At 69.9% G+C, this 15,758-nt stretch carries 15 protein-coding genes and 1 other RNA gene; 4 read left to right on the top strand and 12 right to left on the bottom strand.

The genetic code is table 11. The annotated features are described in order from the left end of the window. Window positions 1-13 precede the first annotated feature (13 nt). The 10 genes from ftsW to rsmI all read right to left on the bottom strand — a co-directional run bounded on the left by ftsW (window position 14) and on the right by rsmI (window position 11,030). On the bottom strand, window positions 14-1,228 hold the full coding sequence (ftsW, locus tag HOP52_RS01355) for a putative lipid II flippase FtsW (protein ID WP_238975199.1): 1,215 nt from the start codon (window positions 1,226-1,228) through the stop codon (window positions 14-16). Next, entirely contained in the window at window positions 1,225-2,604 is a 1,380-nt protein-coding gene (murD, locus tag HOP52_RS01360; RefSeq protein WP_238975201.1) for a UDP-N-acetylmuramoyl-L-alanine--D-glutamate ligase, read from the bottom strand. Before murD ends, ftsW begins: the two co-directional genes overlap by 4 nt. Window positions 2,605-2,647: 43 nt before the next feature. Beyond that, the gene (gene mraY, locus HOP52_RS01365; protein WP_238975203.1) at window positions 2,648-3,730 is read right to left on the bottom strand and encodes a phospho-N-acetylmuramoyl-pentapeptide-transferase; all 1,083 of its coding nucleotides are present in this window, start codon (window positions 3,728-3,730) and stop codon (window positions 2,648-2,650) included. Between the two features lie 9 nt (window positions 3,731-3,739). Further along, entirely contained in the window at window positions 3,740-5,131 is a 1,392-nt protein-coding gene (locus HOP52_RS01370) for a UDP-N-acetylmuramoyl-tripeptide--D-alanyl-D-alanine ligase (protein ID WP_238975205.1), read from the bottom strand. Then, window positions 5,128-6,639 (bottom strand): UDP-N-acetylmuramoyl-L-alanyl-D-glutamate--2,6-diaminopimelate ligase, encoded by a 1,512-nt coding sequence (locus HOP52_RS01375; RefSeq protein ID WP_238975207.1) that lies wholly within the window; start codon window positions 6,637-6,639, stop codon window positions 5,128-5,130. The genes HOP52_RS01370 and HOP52_RS01375 overlap by 4 nt, the downstream gene beginning before the upstream one ends. 31 nt (window positions 6,640-6,670) lie before the next feature. Then, on the bottom strand, window positions 6,671-8,323 hold the full coding sequence (locus HOP52_RS01380; protein ID WP_422677679.1) for a peptidoglycan D,D-transpeptidase FtsI family protein: 1,653 nt from the start codon (window positions 8,321-8,323) through the stop codon (window positions 6,671-6,673). Between the two features lie 53 nt (window positions 8,324-8,376). Further along, window positions 8,377-8,706 carry a cell division protein FtsL gene (gene ftsL / locus HOP52_RS01385; RefSeq protein ID WP_238975211.1) on the bottom strand — a complete coding sequence of 110 codons (330 nt, stop codon included), beginning with the start codon at window positions 8,704-8,706 and terminating at the stop codon, window positions 8,377-8,379. 8 nt (window positions 8,707-8,714) lie between these two features. Beyond that, a complete protein-coding gene (rsmH, locus tag HOP52_RS01390; protein ID WP_238975213.1) occupies window positions 8,715-9,671 on the bottom strand; it encodes a 16S rRNA (cytosine(1402)-N(4))-methyltransferase RsmH in 957 nt (318 codons plus the stop codon). An 80-nt stretch (window positions 9,672-9,751) separates the two neighbouring features. Beyond that, an RNA gene (gene rnpB, locus HOP52_RS01395) (RNase P RNA component class A) lies at window positions 9,752-10,119 on the bottom strand. A gap of 53 nt (window positions 10,120-10,172) precedes the next feature. Then, window positions 10,173-11,030 (bottom strand): 16S rRNA (cytidine(1402)-2'-O)-methyltransferase, encoded by an 858-nt coding sequence (rsmI, locus tag HOP52_RS01400; protein WP_238975215.1) that lies wholly within the window; start codon window positions 11,028-11,030, stop codon window positions 10,173-10,175. A gap of 44 nt (window positions 11,031-11,074) precedes the next feature. Here rsmI and HOP52_RS01405 point away from each other — a divergent pair, with 44 nt between their 5' ends. Genes HOP52_RS01405 through HOP52_RS01420 form a run of 4 tightly spaced genes read left to right on the top strand, consistent with a single transcriptional unit; the run spans window position 11,075 to window position 14,480 of the window. Then, window positions 11,075-12,895, top strand: a complete 1,821-nt coding sequence (locus HOP52_RS01405; protein ID WP_238975217.1) for a penicillin-binding protein activator — start codon at window positions 11,075-11,077, stop codon at window positions 12,893-12,895. Then, window positions 12,879-13,247, top strand: coding sequence for a YraN family protein (locus HOP52_RS01410; RefSeq protein ID WP_238975219.1), 369 nt, complete (start codon window positions 12,879-12,881; stop codon window positions 13,245-13,247). Before HOP52_RS01405 ends, HOP52_RS01410 begins: the two co-directional genes overlap by 17 nt. A 55-nt stretch (window positions 13,248-13,302) precedes the next feature. Then, window positions 13,303-13,896, top strand: a complete 594-nt coding sequence (locus HOP52_RS01415) for a phosphoheptose isomerase (RefSeq protein WP_238975221.1) — start codon at window positions 13,303-13,305, stop codon at window positions 13,894-13,896. Between the two features lie 5 nt (window positions 13,897-13,901). Further along, window positions 13,902-14,480, top strand: coding sequence for a BON domain-containing protein (locus tag HOP52_RS01420; RefSeq protein WP_238975223.1), 579 nt, complete (start codon window positions 13,902-13,904; stop codon window positions 14,478-14,480). An 87-nt stretch (window positions 14,481-14,567) separates the two neighbouring features. Here HOP52_RS01420 and HOP52_RS01425 read toward each other — a convergent pair whose 3' ends face one another. Both HOP52_RS01425 and sspA read right to left on the bottom strand, forming a co-directional pair. Next, window positions 14,568-15,047: a ClpXP protease specificity-enhancing factor gene (locus tag HOP52_RS01425; protein WP_238975225.1), complete on the bottom strand. Its 480-nt coding sequence runs from the start codon at window positions 15,045-15,047 to the stop codon at window positions 14,568-14,570. 48 nt (window positions 15,048-15,095) lie between these two features. Then, the gene (sspA, locus tag HOP52_RS01430) at window positions 15,096-15,722 is read right to left on the bottom strand and encodes a stringent starvation protein SspA (RefSeq protein ID WP_238975227.1); all 627 of its coding nucleotides are present in this window, start codon (window positions 15,720-15,722) and stop codon (window positions 15,096-15,098) included. Window positions 15,723-15,758: the final 36 nt, after the last annotated feature.

Consider the following 15,758-nt stretch of genomic DNA (forward strand, 5'->3'; position numbering starts at 1 on the left):
GTCTCGTCCTTGCTCACTTGCTCACTCCTTGTTCCCCCAGGCGCGCGCCGTGCGAGGCTCTCGGGGCGACCGGGCTTGAGCGTCGCACGGCCCGGCGGGTTTCGATATCGGCCCGCAGCAGCAGCGCCATCATCACCGCGCTGATCAGCAGGCTGGAACCGCCGTAGCTGAGCAGCGGCAGGGTCAACCCCTTGGTCGGCAGCATCCCGGTGCTCACGGCGATGTTGATGAAGGCCTGAGCCCCGACCACCAGGGCGATGCCGTAGCTGAGGTAGGCGGCGAAGGCGAGGCCCGCCAGCTCGGCGCGCCGCCCCACCGCCATGGCCCGATAGATCAGCAGGCCGAACAGCCCGACCACGCCGACCGCGCCGAACAGTCCCAGCTCCTCGGCCAGCACCGCGAAGACGAAATCGGTATGCGCCTCCGGCAGATAGAAGAGCTTCTGAACGCTGTTGCCGAGCCCCATCCCCAGCCAGTGCCCGCGGCCATAGGCGATCAAGGCCTGGGTCAGCTGATAGCCGCTGGCAAACTGGTCCGCCCAGGGGTCGGCGAAGCTGGTCAGACGCGCCAGGCGATAGGGCTCGGCGATCGCCACATAGAAGCCCAGCAGCCCCACCGCGCCGAGGATCAGCACGAAACGCCCCCAGGGCGCGCCGGCCATCAGCAGCATGCCCATCACGCAGCCCACCATGACCACCGCGGCGCCGTAGTCGGGCGCCAGAATCAGCAGCACGGCGATCAGCCCCACCACCAGCAGCGGGCGCAGGAAGGCGCCCCACTGGCGCCTCACCTGGGGCAGGAAACGCTCCAGGTAGCCCGCCATGTAGGCGATCAGGCACAGCTTGGCGACTTCCGAGGCCTGCAGGTTGAATGGAATGCCGGGAATCGACAGCCAGCGCTTGCTGCCGTTGACCTCGCGACCCACCAGCAGCACCAGCCCCAGCAGCGCGATGCCAACCAGCAGCAGCAAAGGCCCGTTGGCCCGCCACCAGGCCAGCGGCACGCGCAGGGTCACCGCCGCGGCCAGCAGCGCCACGCCCATGAACAGCGTATGGCGCTGGCTGAAGTACCAGGGGTTGCCGGTGAGACCGGCCGCCACCTCGGTGGACGCCGAGGTGACCATGACCCAGCCGATCAGCATCAGCGCCAGGGCGGCAAACAGCAGCCAGCCATCGTAGGGCTGGTCGCGGGTCGACAGCCGCTGGCGGAGAGCCGCGAGGCGCTTCATGCCTGCACCTCCGCCGCTTGCCGGGTGACCCAGCGCCGGAACACCTCGCCGCGCTCCTGGTAGTTGGCGAACTGGTCGAGACTGGCGCAGGCCGGTGACAGCAGCACGCAGTCGCCGGGCTCGGCGATCTCCCAGGCGCGCTCCATGGCGGCCTCCAGGTCGTCGACCTGGGTCAACGGCAGCCGGTCGCGCAGGGCGCGGGCCAGTCGCTCCCCGTCCAGGCCGAACAGGATCGCCTCGCGGCCGAAGCGACTCAGCGGCTCGGCCAGCGGCCGAAAGTCGGCCCCCTTGCCCACGCCCCCGGCGAGCAGGATCAGGCGCCCGCTCAGTGCCGGGCCCAGCCCGGCAATGGCGGCCAGGGTGGCCCCCACGTTGGTGCCCTTGGAGTCGTTGATCCAGCGGACCCCCTCGATCTCGGCCACCAGCTCGCCGCGATGCGGCAGGCCGGCGAAGCGGCGCAGCACCCGGCACATGGCCTCCCGGGGCAGCGCCAGCCGCGTGCCCATGGCCAGCGCCGCCAGGGCATTGGCCTGGTTGTGGCGCCCGGCCAGGCGCACCTCGTCGGCGGGCATCAGCGGCGTCTCGCCGTGCATCAGCCAGTCGCGCCCCTCGCGCCGGGCGATGCCCCACTCCCCGCAGTCGGGCGCCTGGGTGGTGAAGCTGTCCTGGGCCGGCAGGCGCCACTCGGGCCAGGTCATGGGATCCTCGGCGTTGACCACGCCGTGGTGGGCGCCGCGAAAGATGCCCAACTTGGCGGCGCGGTAGCCGGCCATGTCGCCGTGGCGGTCCAGGTGATCCTCGGACAGGTTGAGAAAGGCGGCGGTCTCGGCACCCAGCCTGGGAGTGGTCTCGAGCTGGAAGCTGGAGAGCTCGAGCACGTAGAAATCGGCATCCGGCTGGTCGGCGAGCAGGTCCAGCGCCGGGGTACCGAGGTTGCCGCCCACGGCGACGCGCCGCCCCGCCTCACGGGCCATCTCGCCGAGCAGGGTGGTCACCGTGGACTTGGCATTGGAACCGGTGATCGCCGCGATGGGGGCATGGCAGGCGCGCACGAAGAGCGCGATCTCGCCCACCACCAGCGGCTCGCCGGTGGCCTCGCGCCGCCGGCCGGCCAGGGCGTTCAGCCCCGGCGTGCGCGGGTCGATGCCCGGGCTAAGCACCACCTCCTCCACCTCGCTGAGATCGAGCCCCGTCAGCGAGCCACAGTGGATGGCCACCCCGGGATGGGCGGCGTGGAAATCATCGACCCCCGGCGGCACCGCGCGGGTATCGGCCACCATGTAGCGAACCCCCAGGCGGCTCAGGTGTCGGCAGATGGCCCGGCCCGAGACCCCGAGCCCGACCACCAGCGTGGTTCCCTTCGGCACCTTGATCATCGCATCTCCTGTGGACGGCATCGACGCGCCTCGCCGAACGCGCTCAGCGCACCTTGAGTGTGGCCAGGCCGACCAGCACCAGCACCACGGTGATGATCCAGAAGCGCACGATGACCCGCGGCTCCGGCCAGCCCTTGAGTTCGTAGTGGTGATGCAGCGGCGCCATGCGGAAGATCCGTCGTCCGGTCAGCTTGTAGGAGCCCACCTGGAGGATCACCGAGATGGTCTCCATGACGAAGATTCCGCCCATGATGAACAGCACGATCTCCTGGCGCACGATCACCGCCACCACGCCGAGTGCGGCGCCCAGGGCCAGGGCCCCCACGTCGCCCATGAACACCTGGGCCGGATAGGTGTTGAACCACAGAAAGCCCAGGCCGGCGCCGGCGATGGTCGCGCAGAACACGGCGAGCTCGCCCGCGCCGACGATGTTGGGAATCTGCAGATAGTTGGCGAAGACGGCGTTGCCGCTGGCGTAGGCGAACACCGCCAGGCCCATGGCCACCATCACCGTGGGCATGATGGCCAGGCCGTCGAGGCCATCGGTGAGATTCACCGCGTTGGAGCTGCCGACGATCACCAGGTAGGTAAGCACGATGTAGAACACGCCCAGCGGCAGCACGATGTCCTTGAACAGCGGCACGATCAGGCTGGTCTCCACCGGGTTGCCGGCGGTCGCATAGAGCACCACCGCCGCCAGCAGCCCGATCACCGACTGCCAGAGATACTTCCAGCGCGCCGGCAGGCCGCGGGGATTCTTCTCCACCACCTTGCGGTAGTCATCGACCCAGCCGATCGCCCCAAAGCCGAGCGTCACAGTGAGCACGATCCACACATAGTGGTTGGCGAGATCGGCCCACAGCAGGGTGCTGACGGCGATGGCCATGAGGATCATCGCCCCCCCCATGGTCGGCGTGCCGGCCTTGGAGAGGTGGGACTGGGGGCCGTCGTCGCGCACCGCCTGGCCGATCTGGCGCTCGACCAGCCGACGAATCATCCAGGGGCCCAGCCACAGGCACAGCAGCAGAGCGGTCAGGGTGCCCAGGATCATGCGCAGGGTCAGATAGTTGAAGACGTTGAAGGCGCTCTGGAATTGCGCCAGAAAATCGGCCAGAAAAAGCAGCATGTGTTCCGTTCACCTTGATGCGTCGGCGCTCAGCGCCGCCACGACCCGTTCCATGCCGGCGCTGCGCGAGCCCTTGATCAGCACGCTTGCCCCTGCAGGCAGTTGGTCCAGGACATGGCGCGTCAGCGCCTCGCGGTCGTTGAAATGGCACCCGCCTTCCCCGAAGGCGTCGCTGGCCGGCTGCGCCAGCGCCCCGCAAGTGCCGAGCACGTCGATTCCCAGTTCCCGTGCGTAGCGGCCGGCCTCGGCGTGCAGCCGATCCGATGCCGCACCCAATTCGCCCATAGCGCCCAGCAGGCACCAGCGCGGCCCCGGCAGTTCGGCAAGCAGCGCCAGCGCCGCCTTGACCGCCCCGGGGTTGGCATTATAGGTATCGTCCAGCAGGCGGGCGCCACGGACGCCGGCCAGGGTGCTGAGCCGGCCCGGCATCGGCAGCGCCGCCGCGAGCCCCTCCGCCAGGCGCTCGGCCGGCAGCCCCAGGGCCAGGGCCGCCGCCGCCGCCGCCAGGGCGTTGGCCACGCTGTGGCGGCCGAGCAGCGCGAGCTGCACCCTGCCCGCCTCGCGCCCGTCCACGACAAGCGTGAAAGCATAGCGTCCCAGGGCGTCACAGGCCAGCGCTGTGGCGCCGACCCTGGCGCCCCCGCCCAGCCCGAAATCGATCACCTCCCGGGGCGCGGCCAGCCGCGACCAGAGCGGGAAGTAGGCATCGTCGCGGTTGAGCACCGCCACCCCATCGGCGGGCAGGCCGGTGAGGATCTCTGCCTTGGCCTGGGCGATGCGGCCCATGCCTCCGAACTCGCCGACGTGGGCACCGGTGACGTTGGTGATCACCGCCACCTGCGGCTCGGCCAGGGCCGTGGTCCAGGCGATCTCGCCCAGGTGGTTGGCGCCCAGCTCCACCACCGCCTGGCGGTGCTCGGCACCCAGCGCCAGCAGCGTCAACGGCGCGCCGATATCGTTGTTGAGATTGCCGCGGGTGGCGAGCGTCGTTCCGCAACGACCGAGCAGCGCGGCGAGGATCTCCTTGACGCTGGTCTTGCCGCTATTACCGGTCACGGCCACCAGCGGCCGCCCCCAGGCGCGGCGCCGCGCGCGTCCCAGCAGCCCCAGCGCCAGCCGGCTATCCGGCACCACCAGCTGGGGCAATGGGTCATCCGCCGGGCGCTCCACTCTTCTCTCCACTACGGCCGCCACGGCACCGGCCTGGCGGGCCTCGCCGATGAAGTCATGGCCGTCGAAACGCTCGCCGACCAGCGCCACGAACAGCGCCCCGGGACGCAGCCGGCGGCTATCGGTGACGATCTCGCCCACCGCCAGGTCGCCGCTGCCGGGGGGGAGCCCGGCCGAGACGCCCAGCGCTTCGGCCACGGCGGCGAGGGTCTCCAGACCGACGCCGCTCATGGCCGCGCCTGCGCGCGGTCGGTCAGCACACGCTCAGCCTCGGCGGCATCGCAGAAGGCGTGGCGCACGCCAGCGATCTCCTGGTAGCTCTCATGGCCCTTGCCGGCGATCAGCACCGCGTCCTCCGGCGCCGCGGCCGCAAGGGTGCGGGCGATGGCCGCGGCCCGCCCCTCGACGTTCCAGGCCCGGGCCCGGCCCTCGGACGACAGCCCGGCCAGGATCTGGTCGCGAATGGCCGCCGCGGCCTCGCCGCGGGGATTGTCGTCGCTGATCACCAGGCAGTCGGCATGGCGCTCGGCGGCCGCCGCCATCAGCGGCCGCTTGCCGGCATCGCGCTCGCCCCCACAGCCGAACAGACACCACAGCCGGCCGTCGCCGGGCAGGTGGGCACGCAGCGCCAGCAGGGCATTCTCCAGCGCATCGGGGGTGTGGGCGTAATCGACGATCACCGCCGGACAGCCCGGGTGAATCAGCGGCTGCAGGCGCCCCGGCACCGGCGACACCCGCTCGGCGGCGGCGAACAGCGCGGGCAGCGGCTCCCCCAGCCCGTAGAGGGTGGCGATGGCCAGCAGCAGGTTGTCGAGGCTGAAGCGGCCGAGCAGCGGCAGCTCCAGGCGCATCTCCCCCTCGGGGGTGGCGACCAGGGCCAGCTGGCCGTCCGCTTGCGCCTGCCAATCGAGCACCCGCAGCGTCGCCGCCGGGTCATCCCCCACCGCCAGCACCCGCACCCCCGGCGCCACCCCGGCCAGCATCAGCTTTGCCAGTGGGTCGTCGGCATTGACCACCGCCAGGGAGAGCTCCGAGCGGCGAAACAGGCGCGCCTTGGCCGCGGCATAGGCGGCCATGCTGCCGTGGTAGTCGAGATGATCGCGGCTGAGGTTGGTGAATACCGCCGCGGTCACCTCGCAGCCCTCCAGGCGATCCTGCTCCAGGGCATGGGAGGAGACCTCCATGGCCACCCGCTGCAGCCCCGCGGCGGCCATCTCGCCGAGCGCCGCCTGCAGCATCAGCGGCCCCGGGGTGGTCAGCTCCCCACCGCGCAGCGCGCCCGGCCGCCCATGCCCGAGGGTGCCGACCACGCCGGCGTCGCGGCCCAGGGCGGTGCTCAGCTCGGCGAGATAGTGGGTGACCGAGCTCTTGCCGTTGGTGCCGGTCACGCCGATCAGCTCCAGCTCAGCGGGCACTGCGAAGAGCGCATGGCCCAGCTCGCCGAGTCGCTGGCGCAGAAAGGGCAGGCCCAGCACCCGGGGATCCCGTGCCCGCTCGGGAACCGTCTCATTGCGATCGAGGTGATAAAGCACGCAGGCGGCGCCCCGGTCCAGCGCGGCGGCGAGAAAATCGCGACCGTCGACGGCCACGCCAGGCACGGCCAGGAACACATCACCCTCGGTCACCCGGCGGCTGTCCAGCACCAGGCTGACGCTGCCCTCCAGAGCGACGGCCGCCTCGGCCAGGTTGGGCCAGTAGCGGTGGATCGCGGCCTGGAGATGGGAAGCACTCACCTGCATGGGCATACCTCTGTCAGGAGTTGAAGGACGCTCAGCGCGAACGCTGGTCGGGCGGCACATCGAGCAGCCGCAGGGCACCGCCGGTGACCCGTGAGAACACCGGGGCCGCCACGGCACCGCCGAAGAAATCACCGCCGCGCGGATGGTCGATCATCACGATGGTAACGATGCGCGGGTCGGAGACCGGCGCCACCCCGGCGAAGAGGCTGCGGTAGGCTTCCCGCTCATAGCCCCGCGCCGAGGTCTTGCGCACCGTGCCGGTCTTACCGGCAACGCGGTAGCCGGGCACCCCGGCGCGGCGCCCGCCGGTGCCGGGCTGCACGGACTCCTCCATGATGCGCAGCAGATCATGGGCCACCGCCGAGTCGATGACCTGGGTGCCGGGCGGCGCCTCGGGCAGCTTGAGCAGCGACGGCGGCAGGCGCACCCCGCCGTTGGCCAGGGCGGTGTAGGCGCTGGCCAGCTGCAGGGCCGACACCGACAGTCCGTAGCCATAGGAGAGCGCCGCCCACTGGCTGCGCGACCAGCGCACCGGCGCCGGCAGGTTGCCGACCGCCTCGCCGGGAAAGCCGGTCTCGGTGCTCTGGCCGAAGCCCAGGCGCCGGTAGAGCTCCGGCACCAGCGGCTCGTCGAGCTCCAGCACCAGCTTGGACATACCGATATTCGATGACTTCTCGAGGATACCGGCCAGGTCCAGCTCGCCGTAGTTGCGAATGTCCCGGATGGTGAAGCGGTCGAGCATCATCCAGCCCGGCGAGGTATCGACGACCACATCGCGGTCGAAGCGGCCGCTCTCCATGATCGCCGCCATGGCCAGCGGCTTGACCACCGAGCCGGGCTCGAAGACATCGACGATGGCCTGGTTGCGCAGCCCGCGAGGGTCGAGGCCGGCACGGTTGTTGGGGTTGTAGGAGGGCTGGTTGGCCATGGCCAGCACCTCGCCGGTGCGGGCGTCCATCATCACCACCACGCCACCATCGGCCTGGTGCTCGGCCACCGCCGCCTTAAGTTCACGATAGGCCATGTACTGCAGGCGCTGGTCAATGGCCAGGGTCAGCTCGCCGCCCGGCTGCGCCTCGCGCAGCAGCGCCAGGTCGCGCACCAGGCGGCCGCGGCGGTCCTGCATCACCCGCCGCTGCCCCGGCGTGCCGGCCAGGTAGGGCTGGTAGGCAAGCTCCAGCCCCTCCTGGCCCTTGTCGTCGACGTTGGTCACCCCCAGCAGCTGGGCGGCCACCTCGCCGGCCGGGTAGTAGCGTTTGTACTCGTGCTGGGCATAGACGCCAGGCACGCGCAGGTCGACCACCCGCTGGGCGGCGGCGGGGGTCAGCTGACGGCGCAGGTACATGAACTCCCGGGACGCGAAGCGCTCGAGGCGGGCATCGAGATCGTCCAGGGAGAGATTCAGCGCGTGGGCCAGCTGCAGGCGCTGGATCGGATCCTCCGGCACCTCCTGGGGATTGGCCCACAGGGTCACCACCGGGGTCGAGATGGCCAGCGGTTCACCGTGGCGGTCGCTGATCATGCCGCGATGGGCGCTCAGCGCCTGGGTCCGCAGGATGCGCGCATCGCCCTGCCCCTGCAGAAAGGGACGGTCGATGACATGCAGGGTGACGATGCGTCCGGTCAGCAGCAGCAGGCCGATCACCACCAGCCCCAGCACCAGCAGATAGCGTGCCTGCCCCATGGGCGCCGAGGGGGGGCGTCGACGCGGCGTCACGCCGCTGCGCGGCTCGGCCCTCATGGGCGGATCACCTCGACCTCGTCGACCCCGGGCAGGCGCATCTCCAGCCGCTCCACGGCCAGGCGCTCGATCCGCGCCGGCGATGACCAGGCGCTCTCCTCCAGCAGCAGCTGCCCCCATTCGGTCTGCAACTGGTCGCGCTCGCGCTCGAGCTGCTGCAGGCGAGCGTACTGCTCGCGGGTCAGGTGGCTGGTGCCGACCGCGGCCGTGGCTGTGACCAGGCAGGCCAGCACCAGCACCGCCACCAGCAGTAGCCGGGGGTCGATCAACCGGCTCAAGGAGCCGCCGAAGCGGAAGGAAGCGGGGGTCGGTCGTCCGTGAGTCATGCCGTGCCTCAGGCCAGCTTGCGCGCCACGCGCATTACCGCGCTGCGGGCACGCGGATTGGCATCGACTTCGGCGGCGTGAGGACGCTGCGCCTTGCCCAGGGCCTCCAGCCGCCGCTCGATCTGATCTTCACGGATCGGCATGCCGCGCGGCAACCCGGTGTCGCCACGCACATGCTCGCGAATGAAGCGCTTGACCCGGCGATCCTCCAGGGAGTGGAAGCTGATCACCACCAGGTGGCCGCCCGGCGCCAGCGCCTCCAGCGCCGCCGCCAGGGCCGCGTCGAGCTGATCCAGCTCGCCGTTGACCTGGATGCGCAAAGCCTGGAAAACGCGGGTCGCCGGATGCTTGCCCTTCTCCCAGGCCGGGTGGGCGGCCTTGATCACCTCGGCCAGGTCGGCGGTGCGCTCGAAGGGGCGCTCGCCGCGTCGCGCCACCACCGCCCGGGCCAGGCGCCGGGCATAGCGCTCCTCGCCGTAGCGCTTGAAGACCTCGGCGATCTCCGCCTCCTTGGCGCGGGCCAGAAAGTCCGCGGCGCTCTCCCCACGGCCGGGGTCCATGCGCATGTCCAGCGGCCCGTCACGCAGGAAGCTGAAACCGCGCTCGGGGTCATCGAGCTGCGGCGAGGAGACGCCCACGTCGAGCAGCACCCCGGACAGGCGCCCGTGCAGCCCCTCGCGTCGGGCGAGCTCACCCAGCCGGGCGAACTCGTCCTGGGCGATCGCAAATCGCGGGTCATCGATGGACGCCGCCTCGGCGATGGCCTGGGGATCGCGATCCATGGCCAGCAGGCGCCCCTGGGGCGCCAGGCGCGCGAGAATCGCCCGCGAATGCCCGCCACGCCCGAAGGTGCCGTCCAGATAGATGCCGCAAGGATCGTGCACGAGTGCCTCGACGGCGCCGTCGAGCAGCACACTGGCATGGCGAAAGCCGCGAGGGGCCGTTTCAGGGGCGGATGACGACATGCGCTTCTCGGTTCAGGATCATGGTGCGCCACGCTCCGGCGAGCCAGGTAGCGATAGCCGAAACGCGACGCGAACATTACGGAGGGAGTCGGCCGATAAGCCGGGTTCTGTCGAGGACAGTCATTCATCTAGGAGCCACGTCACCGCGGCCCTCAAGCAACCTACCCGCCCCCAGTGCGGGCCACACCGTCGGGGGCCTATTTGGTCTTGCTCCGGGTGGGGTTTACCTTGCCACGCACTGTTACCAGGCGCGCGGTGCGCTCTTACCGCACCCTTTCACCCTTGCCGGCCTCCCAAAGGAGACGTAGGCGGTCTACTCTCTGCTGCACTTTCCGTCGGCTCGCGCCGCCCAGGCGTTACCTGGCACCCTGCCCTATGGAGCCCGGACTTTCCTCCCCCGGCACCGATCGCGAGGACCGACGCCAGCGGCGACCGTCTGGCCGACTCCGAGCGCAAGAATACCAGTGCACCCAGGCCCCCTCAACGTCTTTCCGCGCCAGTTCAACGCCGCTCCTTGAGGGCCTGGGCCCGGGCGTACCAGGTTTTCTTCGTTCCCCCCAGCAGCCGGGCGGCCACGGCGGCGGCCTGCTTGACCCCGACCCCTTCGTCCAGCAGGGCGCCGAGCAACGCCTCGGCCTCCACCGCCGCCGTCTCCTGATCGGGCCGCGGCTCGGCACCCGCCACCATGATGACGAACTCGCCGCGGGCCTGGTCCGGATCGTCGGCCAGGCGCGCCAGCAAGGCCGCCGGTGTGCCGTCGAGGAAGGTCTCGAAGGTCTTGGTCAGCTCGCGGGCCAACACCAGGCGGCGCGCCCCGAAACAGGCCTCGAGGTCGGCCAGGGTGTCGCGAATACGATGGGGCGACTCATAGAACACCAGCGTCTCCTCGCGCCCCGCCAGCCCCTCCAGGCGGGACCGGCGCCCGCCCCCCTTGGCCGGCAGGAAGCCCTGGAACAGGAAGCGGTCGGTGGGCAGCCCGGCGGCACTCAGGGCCGCCACCAGCGCACAGGGACCGGGCAGCGGCACGATACGCCGCCCACGGGCACGCAGTTCGCGCACCAGCACGAAGCCCGGGTCGCTGATCAGCGGCGTGCCGGCATCGGAGACCAGAGCGATATCCTCGCCGGCGGCCAGCCGGGCATCGAGCTGGTCGACCCGCGCCGCCTCGTTGTGCTCGTGCAGCGACAGCATCGGCACCGAAAGCCCCAGGTGGCGCAGCAGGCGCGCGGTATGCCGCGTATCCTCGGCGGCGACCAGCGCCACCTCGCCCAGCACCCGGGCGGCCCGCGGGCTCAGGTCGTCCAGATTCCCAATCGGCGTGGCGACCACGTACAATGAGCCTGAGCTCGAGTCTGACATTGAAGGGCTCCCGGCAAGCGAAGACGACGAAGGGAAATGTATCCATGGACAAGACGCCACGCGGCCTGCTGGCCGCTGCGTTCGCAGCCCTGCTGCTCGGCGGCTGCGCCTACCAGCCCGGGCCGGTCGAGCGCCTCCCCGACGATCCGGGCGCGCTGCTCGAGCAGGCCCGCCAGCAGGAGCCCGAGCGGGCGGCCATCAGCCGGCTCGAAGCGGCCGATATCCTAGCACGCCAGGGCCAGCGCACCCAGGCGCTGGCGATTGCCGCCGAGCTCGACGACCGCCGACTCCCCGACGATCAGCGCCTGCGCTGGGCCATGCTGCTCTCCGAGCTCGGCGAGGCCGAGGGCGATCCCTCCGCGGTGATCCAGGCCGGCCAGCTGCTCGGCGAGATCGACCTGCCGCGAGACGCCGGCCTGATCCTGCGCGAGCGCCAGGGCAAGGCACTGGCCGAGATCGGCGAGCACCGTGCCGCCGCCGAGTCGCTGATGCGAGTGCAGTCGCATACCGACCGGGATGTCCTCAACGAGACGATCTGGGCCTCGCTGACCCGCCTGGAGCGATCCGAGCTCGATGCCATGCGCGATGGCGCCGATGAACTGACGCTGGGCTGGCTCACGCTGGCCGGACTGGTGCGCGACAGCGGCGGCGATGTGCAGCGTCTGTCCGAGCGCCTGGAGACGTGGCGCGAGCGCAACGTCCGCCACCCCGCCGCCCGACGGGTCCCAAGCGATCTCGCGGCGCTGCGCGAGCTGCGTGGCCAGCAGGTCCAGCATATCGCCGTCTTCCTGCCCGAATCGGGCCCGCTGGCCAGCGTGGCCGAAGCGATCCGCGACGGCATGCGAGCCCACCACCAGGCCACCGCCGAGCGCAACGGCGGGGTGCGCCTGACCTTCCTCGACGCCAGCCATGGCAATCTCGACATGCTCTACGAGGAGGCGCGCAGTCGCGGCGCCCAGGTGGTCATCGGCCCCCTCGACAAGGATCAGATCACCGAGCTGGAAAACCGCGACCAGGTCCCGCTGCCGACCCTCGGCCTCAACTACGGGCATGGCGAGACCAACCGTGCCCGGGGACTCTTTCAATACGGCCTCTCCGCCGAGGACGAGGCCCGCCAGGTGGCGCGCCGCGGCCGCGAAGACGGCCACCGCCGTAGCGCCCTGCTGATACCCGACAACGAGTGGGGCAACCGGGTCGGCCGCGCCTTCGAGCGCGAGTGGCGACGCCTCGACGGCACCGTGACCAACGTGGTGGCCTATAACCCGGGGGGCTCGGCCACCGAGAGCACCCGGCGCGCCCTGGCCGGCGGCAGACCCGACATGCTGTTTTTGCTGGCGCTGCCCAGCTACGCTCGCCAGGTTCCGCCCACCCTGGAGTACTACGACGCTGCCGGCCTGCCGATCTATGCCACCTCCCACCTCTTCGAAGGGCGCCCTCAGCCGCTGCTGGACCATGACCTGGACGCCGTCAACTTCCTCGACATCCCCTGGCAGATCCCCGATGCCGCCGTGGGCGGGGTGGAAGCCCTGCCCTATGCGGACAGCTATCGCCAGCTGCGCAGCGACGCCGACCCCTCGGTGTTTCGCCTGATGGCCATGGGCGTGGACGCCTATGAGCTGGCGCGGCGCCTGCCGCAGTTCCAACTGATGCCCGACAGCCAGCTGTTCGGCGCCACCGGCACCCTGGTGCCCGCCGCGGACGGCCGCATCCAGCGGCATCTGCCCTGGGCGCGCTTCGAACGGGGGGTGCCGCAGCCGATCCTCACCATCGACCTGTTCGGCAGCGACCCGCTGGGCAACGGCGGCGCCCACCTGCCCAACGGCGAGCTGATCGAGGATGGCCGTCTCGATGCCCCGGTCGACTGACGCCCGGGCCCGCGGCGAGCGAATCGAACGCCTCGCCGCGCAGTGGCTCACCGCTCGCGGCCTGACCCTGGAGGCGGCCAACCAGCATGCCAAGGGCGGTGAACTGGATCTGGTGATGCGCCACGGCGACACCCTGGTGTTCGTCGAGGTGCGCCACCGAGCCGACTCGCGCCACGGCCATCCGCTGGAAACCATCACCGCCGCCAAGCAGCGCCGACTGATCCGTGCCGCGCGTTTTTATCTCGCCCGCAACCGGCTATCATGTCCCTGCCGCTTCGACGCCCTGGCCGTGACCGGCACCCCGCCCGAGCTCGATTTCGAGTGGGTGCAGGGCGCCTTCGAAGCGTTCTGACAGGCGTGACCCTCCCAGGATCAGAGCGACAGGCCCCCAGGATCAGGACGACAGAATGGATTTCCAGCAGCGCATACTCGGTCACTTCAACGCCAGCCTCGATACCAAGACCTACGCCAGCGAGGTGCTGCCCCCCTTCATCGAGGTGGCCAGCCAGATGATGGTGCAAACCCTGGTCAACGAGGGCAAGATTCTCGCCTGCGGCAACGGCGGCAGCGCCGGCGACTGCCAGCACTTTTCCTCCGAGCTGCTCAACCGGTTCGAACGCGAGCGACCCAGCCTGCCGGCCCTGGCCTTGACCACCGACACCTCGACGCTGACCTCGATCGCCAACGACTATAGCTACAATGAGGTATTCTCCAAGCAGGTTCGCGCCCTGGGCCAGCCCGGCGATATCCTGCTGGCGATCTCCACCAGCGGCAACTCCGCCAATGTCGTCCAGGCCATCCAGGCGGCCCACGACCGGGACATGGCGGTGGTGGCCCTGACCGGCCGCGACGGCGGCGACATGGCCTCGCTGCTCGGCCAGGACGACTGCGAGATCCGCGTTCCTGCCACCTCTACCGCCCGTATCCAGGAGGTCCACCTGCTGGTGATCCACTGCCTGTGCGACCTCATCGACGAACAACTCTTCGGCAGCAGCGAGTAACCCCCATGCCCTTCAAGACACTGTCCCTGCTTCTTCTTGTTTCTGCCGCGCTGGTCCTGGGCGGCTGTACCACCGTCGCCGGCGTGACCAACCCCGGCGCCATCGAGGAGAACTACGGCAAGCGCACCCTCGGCGCCCAGGTCGAGGACGAGAGCATCGAGACCAAGATCGCCCACAATCTGCGGCGCCGTGACGCCCGCCTGGGGGATGCCCGCATCAACGTCGACAGCTACAACGGCGTGGTGCTGCTCACCGGCCAGGTGCCCAGCCAGGAGCTCAAGCAAAAGGCCACCGAGGTAGCCAGCGAGGTGCGCAACGTGCGCGACGTGCACAACGAGCTGGCCATCGCCGCCAACCTGCCCGCCAGCCAGCGCCTCTCCGACACCTGGCTCAACACCCGCATCCGCACCAGCCTGGCCACCGACGAGACCATCGACACCGGCCGCTTGCGCTTCATCACCGAGAACGCCAGCGTCTATGTGATGGGGATCGTCACTCGCGCCGAGTCCGACCGCATCGTCGATGCCATCTCACGAATCGGCGGCGTCCAGCGCATCGTCAAGGTATTCGACTACCTGGACTGACCTCGAGATAAGCAACCGAAACGACGACGGCAGGCCCCGGGGCCTGCCGTCGTCGTTGGATGACGCCGCCAAGCGGCGCCTAACCGGCTACTTGATCACCCGCAGCGACGGCCGACCCTTGGTGGGCGGCGCTTCATCGCCCGCCTCGCCCTCTTCGCCAGGGGCGTCCTCGGCGCTGTCACGCTCCACGCTGGCGAGCCCGGGACGCTCGGATGAGACCTCCTCCTCCGGCTCCTGGGCCGCGGGCGCCGGCATCACCGGCTCATGGCCGAAGACCATGCCCACGCCGTTCTCGCGGGCATACAGCGCCACCAGCGCCGGCATGGGCACGACCACCTGCATCGGCTGACCGCCGAAGCGGGCATGGAAAGTGATGGCATCGTTCTCGATATGCAGATCGCGCACCGCGGTGGGACCCACGTTGAGCACGATCTGGCCGTTCTGCACGAACTGCCGGGGCACCCTGACACCGGCCTGCTCGGCATCGACGACGATGTAGGGGGTTTGCTCGTTGTCCAGCAGCCACTCATAGAGGCCACGGGCAATGTAGGGACGGCTCGATAGCATCAGTGCCCTCCTCCGTGTCTGGGCGCCGGGCTGGGCCCGGCGCCGCTTTCAGGTGCGCATCTCGCGCTCGTTCTCGCTGAGCGAGGCAATAAAGGCGTCGCGCTCGAACAGCCGCTCCATGTACGTCATCAGCGGCTTGACCTGCTTCTCGGGGAGCTCGATGCCAAGCACCGGCATCCGCCAGAGAATCGGCGCGATGCAGCAGTCCACCAGCGAGAACTCCTCGCTCATGAAGTACGGCATGTCCTCGAAGATCGGCGAAATGCCGACCAGGCTCTCGCGCAGCTCCTTGCGCGCCTTCTCGGCCTCCTTCTTCGACCCCTGCTCGATCTGCTCGACCAGCGGGCACCATTCACGCTCGATCCGGTGCATCCACAGCCGGCTCTGGGCCCGTGCCACCGGATAGACAGGCAGCAGCGGCGGATGAGGGAAGCGCTCGTCGAGATACTCCATCATCACCTTGGACTCGTAGAGCACCAGCTCCCGGTCGAGCAGCGTCGGCACGCTGTTGTAGGGGTTGAGATCGGCAAGCTCTTCGGGGCGCTGGTCGCCATTGACCTCGACGATATCCACCGCCACGCCTTTTTCGGCGAGTACGATGCGCACGCGATGACTGAAGTGGTCATCGCTTCCAGAGTAGAAGATCATCGACGACCGCTTGGCCACTACACCCATGAAACAATCCTCGCATCAAATCGAACCGGGATGATA

This window comes from Billgrantia campisalis (assembly GCF_022341425.1).
GTDB classification, from domain to species: Bacteria; Pseudomonadota; Gammaproteobacteria; order Pseudomonadales; family Halomonadaceae; genus Halomonas; species Halomonas campisalis.